Source organism: Micromonospora sp. NPDC005367 (assembly GCF_040606825.1).
Classification (GTDB): domain Bacteria; phylum Actinomycetota; class Actinomycetes; order Mycobacteriales; family Micromonosporaceae; genus Micromonospora.
On record NZ_JBEXFP010000036.1, the window covers coordinates 16,953 to 29,326 of the forward strand.

9 protein-coding genes are annotated in these 12,374 nt (G+C 71.9%); 6 read left to right on the forward strand and 3 right to left on the reverse strand.

From position 1 onward, the window contains the following. The first annotated feature begins 8 nt into the window (after positions 1-8). The 4 genes from ABZS42_RS22580 (at position 9) to ABZS42_RS22595 (ending at position 6,892) form a co-directional block, all read left to right on the forward strand. On the forward strand, positions 9-3,179 hold the full coding sequence (locus tag ABZS42_RS22580) for a family 43 glycosylhydrolase (protein WP_355148275.1): 3,171 nt from the start codon (positions 9-11) through the stop codon (positions 3,177-3,179). A 42-nt stretch (positions 3,180-3,221) separates the two neighbouring features. Continuing rightward, on the forward strand, positions 3,222-3,854 hold the full coding sequence (locus tag ABZS42_RS22585; protein ID WP_355148277.1) for a hypothetical protein: 633 nt from the start codon (positions 3,222-3,224) through the stop codon (positions 3,852-3,854). 64 nt (positions 3,855-3,918) lie between these two features. Next, positions 3,919-4,968 carry a DUF916 domain-containing protein gene (locus ABZS42_RS22590; protein ID WP_355148279.1) on the forward strand — a complete coding sequence of 350 codons (1,050 nt, stop codon included), beginning with the start codon at positions 3,919-3,921 and terminating at the stop codon, positions 4,966-4,968. 184 nt (positions 4,969-5,152) lie between these two features. Next, on the forward strand, positions 5,153-6,892 hold the full coding sequence (locus ABZS42_RS22595) for an amidohydrolase (RefSeq protein ID WP_355148281.1): 1,740 nt from the start codon (positions 5,153-5,155) through the stop codon (positions 6,890-6,892). Positions 6,893-6,918: 26 nt separating this feature from the next. Here the strand turns inward: ABZS42_RS22595 and ABZS42_RS22600 are convergent, their stop codons facing one another. Next, positions 6,919-7,890, reverse strand: coding sequence for an NADP-dependent oxidoreductase (locus ABZS42_RS22600; protein ID WP_355148283.1), 972 nt, complete (start codon positions 7,888-7,890; stop codon positions 6,919-6,921). A gap of 175 nt (positions 7,891-8,065) precedes the next feature. Between ABZS42_RS22600 and ABZS42_RS22605 the strand changes: the two genes are divergently transcribed. After that, complete coding sequence (locus ABZS42_RS22605; protein WP_355148285.1) at positions 8,066-9,097, forward strand: questin oxidase family protein; 1,032 nt, start codon at positions 8,066-8,068, stop codon at positions 9,095-9,097. Positions 9,098-9,106: 9 nt separating this feature from the next. On the opposite strand, the gene ABZS42_RS22610 is transcribed toward ABZS42_RS22605, so the two are convergent. Both ABZS42_RS22610 and ABZS42_RS22615 read right to left on the reverse strand, forming a co-directional pair. Continuing rightward, positions 9,107-10,918: a glycoside hydrolase family 15 protein gene (locus tag ABZS42_RS22610; protein ID WP_355148287.1), complete on the reverse strand. Its 1,812-nt coding sequence runs from the start codon at positions 10,916-10,918 to the stop codon at positions 9,107-9,109. Positions 10,919-10,952: 34 nt separating this feature from the next. Then, entirely contained in the window at positions 10,953-11,429 is a 477-nt protein-coding gene (locus ABZS42_RS22615; RefSeq protein WP_355148289.1) for a hypothetical protein, read from the reverse strand. A gap of 440 nt (positions 11,430-11,869) precedes the next feature. Here ABZS42_RS22615 and ABZS42_RS22620 point away from each other — a divergent pair, with 440 nt between their 5' ends. Then, positions 11,870-12,241: a VOC family protein gene (locus tag ABZS42_RS22620; protein ID WP_355148291.1), complete on the forward strand. Its 372-nt coding sequence runs from the start codon at positions 11,870-11,872 to the stop codon at positions 12,239-12,241. The last annotated feature ends 133 nt before the right edge of the window (positions 12,242-12,374 follow it).

Here is a 12,374-nt window from a genome sequence, read left to right on the forward strand (position 1 = left end):
TCGACACCGTGAACACCAGCGTGGTGCGCGGCGGCGCCCCACCAACCCCCCGACCGTCGCGCCGGTTCGGCAGGGGGGTCGCCGCGGCCGCGGTCGCCGGACTCGTCGCCGGCGGCCTGGTCGGCGTCGCCGCGCCGGCCCACGCCGCCGACTCGTACACCTTCACCAACACCACCAATCCGATCCTCGGCGACGGCAGCTACTACTCGGCCGATCCGGCGCCGGTCGTCGTGCCGGCCGGCGCCGCGGGCAACGACAGCGGCGAGGACCAGCTCTACATCTACACCGGCCACGACGAGGCCGGACCGTCCACCAACGACTTCGTCATGAACGAGTGGGGCGCGTTCCGTACCACCGACGTCGAGGCCGGCGAGTGGACCCACTACCCGTCGCTGATGCGGCCGGAGCAGGTCTTCGCGTGGGCCACCTCGGGACGCGCGTACGCCGGCCAGGTGGTCCAGGGGGTGGACGGCCGCTACTACTGGTACGTCCCGATCAACGAGCGGGACAGCCCGGCGTCCGACAAGTTCGCGATCGGGGTGGCCGTCTCGGACAGCCCGACCGGCCCGTGGACCGACCACGCGGGCGGGCCGATCATCTCCCAGCGTGTGCCCACACCGAACACCATCCACAACATCGACCCGACGATCCTGATCGACGGCACGGCCCCGAACCAGCGGGTGTACCTCTGGTGGGGCTCGTTCAGCCAACTGCGCATGATCGAACTCCAGCAGGACATGAAGACCCCGGTCACCACCCAGCGCTCCGTCACCGGGCTGACCGGCTTCTTTGAGGCGGCCTGGGCGTTCAAGCGCAACGACACCTACTACCTGGCGTACGCCGGGAACAACGCCGGACCGACGTCGCAGTGCACGCCCGCGAACTACCACGCCTGTATCGCGTACGCCACGGCGTCGTCGCCGCAGGGACCGTGGACCTACCGGGGGACCGTCCTGGCGCCGGTCTCCTCGACGACGAGCCACCCGGGCATCCTGGAGTTCGACGGATCGTGGTACATCGTGTACCACACGGCCGACGCCGCGGGCGGCGGTCACTTCCGCCGGTCCGTGGCGATCGACCCGATCGAGTGGGACGACACGCAGAACCCGCCGCGGATGAAGCGCGTCACCACGACACCGGTCCGGGGGCCCGACCTCACCCCACGACCGAACATCGCCCAGGCGGCGAAGGTCACCGTCTCCAACGAGCCGGTGCCCACCCAGTACTGGGTGAAGGCGCTCAACGACGAGATCGTCCGGCTCAACCCGCTGCCGCCGGACATGTGGGGGACCTGGACCGGCTCCAATCCGCCCCAGCAGTGGGTGCAGTACACCTGGGACCAGCCGATGCGGATCTCCGGCTCGCAGATCGAGTTCTGGAACGACAGCCCGCAGGGCAGCGGCGTGGGTGTGGCCGCGCCCGCGAGCTGGCGCATCCAGTACTGGGACCTCGACGCCGGGCAGTGGGCCGACGTGCCGAACCCGAGCGGTTTCCCGACCGGCACGCGGGGCTTCCAGGCCACCGGCTTCGACCCCGTGACCACCACGCAGGTCCGCGCGGTGTTCGACGCGTCCACCAACGGCAGCACCTACTCAGCGGTGGCGGTCGAGGAGTGGAAGGTCCTCGCCGCCCAGCCGGAAGCCGCCGTCACCGCGCCGGACATCAAGGTGGAGGTGGGGGAGACCGAACTGCCCGACAGCATCCCCGTGTCGTTCGGCGCGGAGACACTGCGGATTCCGGTCCTCTGGGACCCGGTGCGGCCGGAGGACGTGGCGGCACCCGGCACTTTCGGCATCCGGGGCACCGTGCTCGGGTACGCCGCCGAGCGGGTCTCCGCGCAGGTCACCGTCGTCTCACCGGACGACACCGACGGCGACGAGACCGCGCCGACGCTGACGCTCACCGCACTCGGCAGCGCCGGTGGCGCCGGCTGGTTCCGGTCCGTGGTACGGGTACGCGTCGCCGGCGTCGACGACCGCGACGGCCGGCTGACCATCGAGTCGCGGGTGGACGACGGCGCACCGGTCGCCGCGCGCGACGTGCGGTCGGTCGACGTCGACGTCACCGGGGACGGCCGGCACACGGTCACGGCGACCGCGACCGACCGGGCGGGCAACAGCTCCGCCCCCGCCGACCTCGCCGTACGCATCGACGCCACGGCGCCGGTCAGCGCGGCCACGTTGAACGCCGACACCCGGACGGTCACGGTGACCGCGAGCGACGCGACGTCCGGGGTCGCCGGGATCGAGTACGCCATCGGCGCCGGGGCTTGGACGGCGTACACCGGTCCGGTGGCGGTACCCGACGTCAACCGGCAGACCGTGGCGTTCCGCGCGCTCGACGTGGCCGGGAACCTGGAGACCGCCCGGACGGTCACCATCCCGGCGGACCTGTCCGGGCCGCTCACCGGTAACATCGGGCCCGTCGCGACGCCGACCGCCTCCTACACGGCGGGCTGGAACAGCGTCACCGCCCTCAATGACGGCACCGACCCGTCGAACCCGAGCCAGGCGCAGATCTGGGGCACCTGGTCCGGGAACCGTCCGGCGACCCAGTGGGTCCAGTACGACTGGTCCCGTCCAGCGCGGCTCACCGGCACCGAGCTGAAGTTCTGGCGGGACACCAACCGTGGCACCGGCGACGGTGTGGCCGAGCCCGACGGGTGGGTGTTGCAGTACTGGGACGAGGCCGGATCGGCCTGGCACGACGTGCCCGGCGCGTCCCCCTACGGCACGAGCACCACATCGTTCAACACCGTCACCTTCGAGCCCGTCGTCACGCCGCGGGTACGCGCCACGGTCCGGGCCAACGGCAACGGCACCACCTACTCGGCGGTGGCGATCCCCGAATGGCGGGTCTTCGCCGACGACCCGGGCGCCCCACCAGAGCTGCCGGTGACCGTGAGCGCACAGGCCCGGTGCGTCGCCGGCAAGGCGTACGTCGCGGTGCAGGCCCGCAACGACCACGACGCGGCCGTGGACATTGCACTGGAGACCGCGTACGGCGAGCGGTCCGTCGCGGACGTCGCCGCGGGCGCGAACGCGTACCAGTCGTTCGGCACCCGGGCGACCTCGGTGGCGGCGGGTTCGGCGACGATCCGCATCAGCGGATCGATCGACGGCGACGACGTGACGACGGTCCGCACCGCCGAGTACCCCGGCGTGGACTGCGCCGGCTGATCCCCCTCAAACCCAGTAACGACAACGACAACGGAGCGTCGAATGAGAACGTGGAGTCGCAAGCGGTGGGTCGCGGCGGGCGCCGCCGGTGCTGTCCTGGCAGGAGGCGTGGCGTTGCCGGCGCCGGCCGTCGCCGAGCCCGGCGACAGCACGGACGTGCAGGTGACGGTCGACATCGAGGAGATCGAGGAACCGGGGGTGCTGGCCATGTCGGTCGCCGGTGACTCGGTGGCGCTGGCGGAGGACGGCTCGACCCTGCTGCTGCGCCAGTTCGTCGGCACCCTGCCGACGGTGACGGTCACGGACACCCGTACCCCCGAGGAGGTGCCCGACAACGCGGCGTGGGCGGTGCTCGGTAGTGCCACCGACTTCGTCGGCGGCGCCGGGCAGGCGCCGATCAGCGCCGGCCACCTGGGCTGGAAGCCGCGGCTGATCGACGGCGGCGACACCGGTCTCGTCGCCGAGGGCGAGGAGGTGGTCACCGTCCTCGACGAGCCGACCCAGCCCGGCAACAACGTGGGCCTCGTCGACCAGGAGCTGCTGGTGTCGACGTTCGACTCCGGAGCGGTGGCCGGCGACGCCTACACGGTCGACGCCGACCTGTTCCTGCGTACCCCGGCGGACATCGAGGCCGGTTCGTACACCTCGACGTTGACCCTGTCCCTCTTCGAGTAGAAGCATGGTGGGGGCCGCGCGGCAGCGGCCCCCACCGCCACCCCGCTGCCCCGGAGGACTCGTCATGACCCGAATCGCGTCGCGGTTGCTCACCGTGCTGGCCGCGGTGCTCGTCGCCGTGCCGCTCGCGCCCGCCGGCGCGCGGACACAGCCGACGAGTCCCACCCTGACCTGGGCGGTGCAACCGGCCGACGAGAAGGGGCCGGACGGTCGCCGCTGGGTCGAGGTGGCCCTCGATCCCGGGCAGGTGGTTACCGAGCACCTGGCCGTGCGTAACTTCAGCGACGGGCCGGTGGTCTTCGCGTTGAAGGCGGCCGACGGCTACCTCACCGACAAGGGGCGGTTCAACATGCTCCCGTCCAACCGCGCGTCCGTGGACGGCGGGACCTGGATCGAGGTGCAGGAGACGGTCACCGTCGGGCCCAAGCAGACGAAGGTGGTGCCGTTCACCATCACCGTGCCGCGCGACGCCACTCCGGGCGATCACCCGGCCGGTATCGCGGCCACGGTCACCAGCAGCGGAGGCACGGTCGCCGTCGAGAGCCGGGTCGGCTTCCGGGTCATGATGCGCGCCACCGGCACGGTCACGGCGGCCCTGGCGATCGGCGACGTCGCGGCCAGGTACGAGCGTTCGTGGAATCCGTTCTCAGCCGGGACCGTCCACGTCACGTACACCGCGACGAACGACGGCAACGTCGCGGTGACCGGAAACGGCCGGGTGACCGCCGCCGAACTGTTCGGCCTGGCCGAACCGAAGGCCCGCACCGCCGTCGCGGAGCTGCTGCCCGGTGGCAGCAGGAGAGCCGAGGCCCGGGTGGCCGGGGTGTGGGGGCTGGGGCCGGTCCGCACGACCGTCGAGGCCGTACCCTCCGTCCTCGCCGGCGACGCGGCGGGCGCCGAGATGCGGCCTGGCTCGGCCACCGTGACGGTCTGGGTCCTGCCCTGGCCGCAGTTGGCTCTCGTGGTCGTCCTGGCCGCGCTCGTCATCGCCTGCCGCATCGTCGTCCGGCGACGCCGGCGGCGGCTCGCGCAACTGCTCGCCCAGGCCAGGGACGAGGGTCGGGCCGAGGCCCGAGGGTCCGTGCTCGCCGGCGGCGCGCCAAAGACCTCGTGAGGATCGAGGCGCGGACGCGTTCTCTGCCGTGGTGGGCTCGTCTCCACCGATCTTGACCATTGATCTTCGTCGCTGATAGCGTCGGCGCGAAGGAAGCCGTCGATGTGGCGGATCTCTGCCGGGCCTACGCCGGCCGCCCGTCGCGTGGACGACTCACGCTGCTCGAAACCGCCGAGGAGTCCCCGTGTGTGAGGCCTGCGCCACCCCGCCCCCCAGCCCGACCCTCACCCGCGCCCAGCTCCTGAGACTGCTCGGTATCGGTGTCGGCGCCGCCGTGCTCCCGGCACTGCCCGGCAGCGCTGCCCAGGCCGCCACGTCGCACGGCACCGGCCGAGGGCCGGTCCTGGTGGAGAACGTCCGCGGCTACACCCTCACCCGCAAGGGGCGGCTGCGCGAGTTCTCCAGCATCCTGATCGCCGCGAACGGAAAGGTCGCCGGGCTCGACGCGCACGCGGGCCGGGGCGTACGACGCGTCAACGGCAAGGGCCGCGTCCTGCTCCCCGGCATGCACGACGCCCACGGCCACCTGTGGAGCTACGGCGCCCTGGCCTCGGAACTGGACCTCAGCGGCACCCGGACCCTCGCCGAGGCGCAGCAGGCCCTCGCCGCGTACGCCGCCGCCAACCCGGACCTGACCTGGATCACCGGACGGGGCTGGAACCAGGTCATCTGGGGACTGGGCCGATTCCCGACCGCGGCCGACCTCGACGTGGTCGTCAGCGACCGGCCGGTGTGGCTGACCCGGGTCGACGGCCACGCCGGGGTGGCCAACACCGCGGCGCTGACTCTCGCCGGCGTCACCCGGGACACCCCGGACCCCGCCGGCGGCCAGATCATCCGCGACGCGGACGGCAACCCGACCGGGACGTTCATCGACAACGCGATGGGCCTGGTCTCCTCGAAGCTTCCCGCACCGACGATCGAGGACGTACGCCAGCGCGCCCTCACCGCGCAGCAGAAGCTCAACGCCGTCGGCATCACCTCCATCTCCGACGCCGGGACCGACGCCGCCGGCTACCTGATCCTGCGCGAGCTGGCCGGCGCGGGCACGCTGACGATGCGGGTGAACGCCTTCCTGAGCTGGGACGCGTTCACCGAGGTCGGCGCCGACGTCCGCACGGACTCGTTCGCGGACGACATGCTTCGCGTACGCACCGTGAAGCTCTACGTCGACGGGGCGCTGGGCAGCCGGGGCGCCGCCCTGCTCGAGCCCTACAGCGACGACCCCGCCAACACCGGCCTGCTGCGCATCGAACCCGAGGAGCTGGACCGGAGGGTCGTGGCGATTCTCCGCCAGGGCTACCAGGTGGCGGTCCACGCCATCGGCGACCGCGGTAACCGGCTCGTCCTCGACGCGTATGAGAAAGCCTTCCGTCGGGTCGGGGACCGGGGCCTGCGGCACCGGATCGAACACGCCCAGGTCGTCGCGCTCGACGACATCCCGCGGTTCAAGAAGCTGGACCTCATCGCGTCGATGCAGCCGGTGCACGCGACCGACGACATGAACATGGCCGAGGACCGGGTGGGCCCGGAGCGCATCAAGGGCGCGTACGCGTGGCGCAAGATGCTCGACCAGGGCACCGTCATCGCCTCCGGCTCCGACCTGCCGGTCTCCTCCGCCCTGCCCTTCGAGGGCATGCACGCCGCCGTGACCCGCACCGACCGGGAGGGCCGACCGGCCGGCGGGTGGTACTCCGAGGAGGCCATGACCCCCGTCGAGGCGCTGCGGTCGTTCACCCTGGACGCCGCGTACGCCGCACACCAGGAGCGGGTGATCGGCACTCTCGAACCGGGCAAGTGGGCCGACTTCGTGATCACCGACCTGGACCCGTTCCATCTGCCGGCCAGCCGGGCGATGTGGCAGACCGGGATCCTGCGCACCTGGGTCGGTGGGCGGCAGGTCGGCGAGTACGGCGACCTCTGAGCGTACGGGCGGGCGGGGGCGGGCGCTCAGCGCACGGTGAGCAGCAGCTTGCCCGGGTAGGAGGTCCGCAGGCGTCGATGCGCCTCCGCCGCCCGTCCCAGCGGGAACTTCTCGGCGACGTGCACCTGGAACGGGCCCGCCTCGATGAGCTGGTTGAGGCGCTGCAGCTGCTCGGGGCCGGTCCGGCCGTCGTACGCCTGGACCGTCATGCCGGGTCGCTCGTTCGGCACCGGTTGCACCCCGTTGGCGTACGCGAGCACGGCACCGTCACGCAGCGTCTCGCTGAGCCGGTCCACCGTGTTGCCGCCCGCCATGGCGAGCAGGCCGTCGACGCCGTCCGGCGCGACCTCGCGGATCCGCGCCAGCACGTCGGCGATGTCGCCGTGGCCGTCGAGGGCCACGTCGGCGCCGAGCCGGGTCACCAGTGCCACGCCGTCGGCTCCGGACGCCACGGCGATCACGTTGAGGTCCTGCCGTTTGGCCAACTGCACGGCCAGATGTCCCTGACCGCCGCTCGCGCCGAAGATCAGCAGCCAGGCTCCGGCCGGCAGCCCGAGGACGTCCAACCCCGCCAACGCGGTCAACGCGTCGGTGGGCATCGCTCCCGCGTGTTCCACCGGGACTCCCGCCGGGAGCTTAGCGGCGTACTGTGCCTTGGTCGCCGCGTACTCGGCGTAGAAACCGCCCTTCGGGCGGGCGGCGTCGTACACGTAGACCAGGTCACCGACGGCCACGTCGGCCACCTGACCGCCCGCGGCGACGACCGTCCCCGCGCAGTCGGTGCCGGGCACGATCGGGAACGAGGCACCTTCGGGCACCAGCATGCCCTCCCGCTCGAGGGCGTCCCACACGCCCACGCCGGCACTCCAGACCTTGATCAGGATCTCGTCGTCGGCGATCTGCGGCACGGGCAGTATGCGCGGAGTGATCACCTCCGGACCGCCGAACTCGTCGAGGGCCGCCGCCTGCATCCGGTCTGGCACGTCGCCGTCTGCCATCTGGAATTCCTCTCCACCCCGGCATCGTCGATCGCAGCATGCCGTAAGCCCATCCCGGCTGGTCCGTGCTGAGCGCCGTTCACCCGGTCGGGCTACCGCCCACGGGCTGGTGTCGGGAGCATCTTGGCGACCTCGGCTTGACCTCAAGCATTGTTCAGCTTGCAAGGTTGTTCACATGACGGATTCAGTGCTTGACGAGGTGTACGAGCGGGTGCACCACACCGGCCCGGAGCGGAACGGCTGGCTGTCCAACCACGCGCCGATGGCGGCCGAGGCGCTGGTGCAGCGCGGACACGAGCGGAGCGTTCACCGATGGTTCGACTCCTACGCCCACCAGTTGGAAGAGCGACCACGAGGAATCCGCACCATCCCGGAGGACGAGTGGCGTGATCCGCTCGGCGACCCGGTACGTACCGGCGACTGGCTGAACTTCTTCGACCGCGCGCTCGCCGGTGAACAGTGGCGAACGGTCCTCGTCCGGTGGTGGCCGCGGTTGCTGCCCGGCATCGCCGCGGGCGCCACCCACGGGGTGATCCGCGTCGGCCACGCCGTGCGGGCCCTGCTCGACGGCGAGACCGGGCCGCGGGTCGCCGAACTGGGCCAGGGACTGGCCTACTGGGCGGCGCGGTGGCAGCCCCTCGCATCGCCCGGCGCCGGACCGTACCGGGCAACCGACGCGCGGTCCGCGCTCGACGCGGTTCCCCGCGTACCCGACCAGCGCTCCGGCATCCGGGCTCGCCTGGCCCAACTGGCGGACCTGGCTGCCTGGCCGGCGGCGGCCGGCGCGGTGCCCGGCAGTTCCAGCGACGACGTGTCGACCCGGCTCGCCGACGTCGTGGACGCCGCCGTGGCCCGGTACGGCACGCACGGGTACGCCAACCCGATCATGCTGGTGCACGCCGCCACCGCGCCGAACGCCGTCCTGCGGGCCCTACCGGCCCTGCCGTCCGCCCTTCGGGCGCCGAGCCTCGCCGCCGCCTGGGCCGCGACGGCCGCGGTCACCGCCGCCTACGCCCCGGCCGAGGGGCGACCCGTCCCGACCGTCGGCGGTGGGCTGAACCTCGACGAGATCATGCTCCGCGCGCTGGACAGCGGGGACGCTCACGCGATCAAGTTCGTCGACACCGCCATCGACGCGTACGCCCGCACCGGCGACCCCGCACTGCTCGCGGTCGCCGCCCAATCGGTGGCGCAGATCGCCGACTGACGCGCCCGGCTACCGGGGTGCGTCGCGAATGGCGAGCGCGGCTTGGACGAGCGCAGCGTGGGTCAGTGTCTGCGGGTAGTTGCCGAGGTGGACTCCGGTCGCGGGAGCCATCTCCTCGGGGTAGAGACCGAGCGGGCTGGCGAGGTCGAGCATGGCCCGGAACAGCTCGATCGCCTCGCTGCGACGTCCGGTGCTGGCCAGAGCCTGGACGAGCCAGAACGAACAGGGCAGGAACGCGCCCTCGGTGCCGGGGAGGCCGTCGTCTCCCGGACGGTAGCGGTACAGCAGCGGACCGCCGGCGGAGAGCCGGTCCCGGATGGCGTCGATGGTGCCCCGGACCCGGGGCGAATCGGCGCTGTCCATGCCGAGCAACGGCAGGACCAGCACTGCCGCGTCGAGGTCCCGGGATTCGTAGCCACGGACGTAGCTGGCCGCCGTCGCGTCGAAGCCGGACACCCGGACCTCGGCGGCGATGGCGTCTCGTGCCTCCTGCCAGCGTCGGCGTTGCCGGTCGGGCAGGGGGTGGGTGTCGGCGATGCGCAGGGCCCGGTCCAGGGCGAGCCAGCCCATGAGTTTGGAATGTATGTGTTGGGCGGGTTCGCGGACCTCCCAGATGCCGGCGTCGGGCTCCTGCCAGCATCGGGCGACCACGTCGGCGAAGCCGCGCACCGCCCGCCACGTCTCGCTGTAGAGGCGCTGCCCGGCCTGCACGAACGCCCAGGCGGCGTCGATCACCCAGCCGTAGCCGTCGAGTTGGTGTTGCCCGGCGGCGGCGTTGCCGATCCGTACCGGGACGCTGTCGAGGTAGCCGGGCCAGTCGGGCAGTTCCCGTTCGGGCGGTACGTGCCGGCCGTGCAGGGTGAGCAGGGCCGGCAGTCGTGGCCGTTGCAGCCGGCTGGCGTGCAGCAGCCAGGCGAGGAAACCACGGGCCTCGTCGGGTTTGCCGACGCTGAGGAAGGCGCTGACGCAGATGCTGGCGTCCCGGGGCCAGACGAAGCGGTAGTCCCAGTTCCGGGTTCCGCCGGGATCCTCGGGCAGCGACGTCGTGGGTGCGGCTACCGGGGCTCGTGAGGGCGAGTAGGTCAGCAGCCGCATGGTGAGCAGGCTTCGTACGACGTGTTCCCGGAAGGGCAGCGACTCGTCGATCTCGGCGGTCCAGGCTCGCCAGCGTTCCTCGTCCTCGTTGAGCAGTTCCCAGGCGACCGCCGGCTCGACGTGGATCAGCGGTTCGCGGTGCGCCACGGCCAGCACGAGGGTGACCGGCCGACCGGGCCGGACCGTGATCACGGTAGGCCGGCCGGGTTCGATGGCGAGCGTCGGGCTGCTGCTCAGCGCGACGGCGAGCGACCCCCACTGACACACCAGGGCCTGGTTCCGGTGCTGGACCCGGGGTCGGCGGTGCCGTACGCCGAGGCGGGGGTCGAAGTCGACGACGGCGTCGACGGCCGCTTGCTCGGTCGAGAGCCGCCGCACGATCAGTGTCGTGGGTAGCAGTCGGCCGCTGACCTCGGCAATCATGGCCTCGGTGAGGGTGAGTCGGCTGTCGCCCACCGCCCAGGTCGTCTCCAGGGTGGCGCTGTGCCCGCGGTAGCGCCGTTCGACGACGGGGGCTGGTTGGGCCGGACCGACCCGGTACGTTCCCGCGTCCGGCCCTCCGATCAGCCGACCGAACAGGGGCTCGCCGTCGAAGCGGGGAACGCAGAGCCAGTCGACGGCGCCGTCGGCGGCGACGAGGGCGGCGGTGCGGGTGTCGCCCAGCAGGCCGTAGTCGCTGATCGGCGTGGGGGATCGGGGACTGGTCGCGTCGGACCGGCCGGTCATGGAGATCGCCTCCCGAGAAGTCGCCGGACGCGGGTCAGTGCGGATGGAGAAGCACTCCGAGGACCACCCCGTACATGATGTGGACGACGGCCGCGATCGCCGGGGTCTGGTTGCCGTAGTTGAGGGCGAACAGGCCGGGCGGCTCCAGCACCGCCGTGCTGGCCGGGCCCGCACGTTGGGAGGCCATGTGCGGGTGTACGCCCGGCAGCAGCGGCAGGAGCACCGTCAGCGCGATTCCGACGTGAACGGCCCCGAGCAGCGCCCCGATCCACCAGGTGGCGCGGTGCAGCAGGGCGAACGCGGCCGTGTAGCCGAGGGCGAAGCCCTGACCGGCGCCGAGGTGCAGGAAGAAGCCGACGACGCGGGCGCGGTCGGGGTCCTCGGTGACGAGGGTTCCGAGTAGCAGCGGAAAGTCGATACGAGTGAGGCCGGCCAGTTGGGCGGCGGTCAGCGCCGCGGTGAGCGCCGTGGTGGCGACCAGCCCGAACAATGCCCATCCGGCCCAGTCCATCTCAGCGGTGGTGGACGGCGGGCGCGTTCGGTGTCGGCGCGGTGTCGGCCGGGCGAGCGCTGGCGACGGCCGCCTCGGCGGGCGACCTGCTGGCGCGGGAGGGTTGATCCGTCGGCACCCGGCACCGCGACGTCAGCTTGGTCATCGCTCCGCCCTCCGGCTGGACGAGGTGAGGTCAACGGCCATGATCGTGATGCTCGCGTCGCGCCGCCCGTGGGCCGACGGCGGGCGTGCCGGCTCTTCACCATAGGCCACGGAGCTTCGACCTGTGGCCTGCTTCCGGAGACGCAACCGGGCCGCGGCGGCACCCACGAGGCGGACGGCACGGTCGCCCCAGGTTTGGGCAGATCCGCATCGGGGACACCCCCGCGTTGATTTCCCTGGGGGTGGTCATGGCCTTGGTCAATCCGGCACCCGACTATTTCGAGCCTGCCGACGGCATGTTTCTCGCGACTCTGCTCATCGTCCGGGACGTGGAGCGATCCCGCGAGTTCTACGAGCGGGTCTTCGGAGCCACGTGTGTCCACGAGAGCAACCCACTGATCATGAGATTCTTCAACAGCTACATCATCATCAACGTCGAGGGTGGCCCGACGGACGACAAGCCGATGGTGCAGGCCAAGGCGCCCCCGGATCCCAACATTCTGAGCTGCGCGATGAACATTCGGGTCCGGAACATCCGGAAACTTCATTCGGAGTGGAAGGCCAGGGGCGCGGACTTCATCACCGAGCCGAAGGACCACGGCACGGAGATCCGCTGCTATCTGCGTGACCCCGACGGGTACCTGGTGGAGGTCGGGCAGGGCCTCTGACGGGACGTCGTCCGTCAGGTGTCGAGGTCGGTGTGGGCGGGCGGTCAGATCCCGAAGAGTCGGAAGAACTGTTGGGCGACTTCCCGGTCGCCGGACACCTCCACGTCGCCGGCGTCGACGGCCGCCGCGACCG

Bases quoted from the DNA above. Each gene is read 5' to 3' on its own strand.
- ABZS42_RS22610 (WP_355148287.1), bottom strand. From the start codon at position 10,918: ATGACCGGCCGGTCCGACGCGACCAGTCCCCGATCCCCCACGCCGATC.
- ABZS42_RS22590 (WP_355148279.1), top strand. From the start codon at position 3,919: ATGACCCGAATCGCGTCGCGGTTGCTCACCGTGCTGGCCGCGGTGCTC.
- ABZS42_RS22615 (WP_355148289.1), bottom strand. From the start codon at position 11,429: ATGGACTGGGCCGGATGGGCATTGTTCGGGCTGGTCGCCACCACGGCG.
- ABZS42_RS22585 (WP_355148277.1), top strand. From the start codon at position 3,222: ATGAGAACGTGGAGTCGCAAGCGGTGGGTCGCGGCGGGCGCCGCCGGT.
- ABZS42_RS22620 (WP_355148291.1), top strand. From the start codon at position 11,870: ATGTTTCTCGCGACTCTGCTCATCGTCCGGGACGTGGAGCGATCCCGC.
- ABZS42_RS22600 (WP_355148283.1), bottom strand. From the start codon at position 7,890: ATGGCAGACGGCGACGTGCCAGACCGGATGCAGGCGGCGGCCCTCGAC.
- ABZS42_RS22605 (WP_355148285.1), top strand. From the start codon at position 8,066: ATGACGGATTCAGTGCTTGACGAGGTGTACGAGCGGGTGCACCACACC.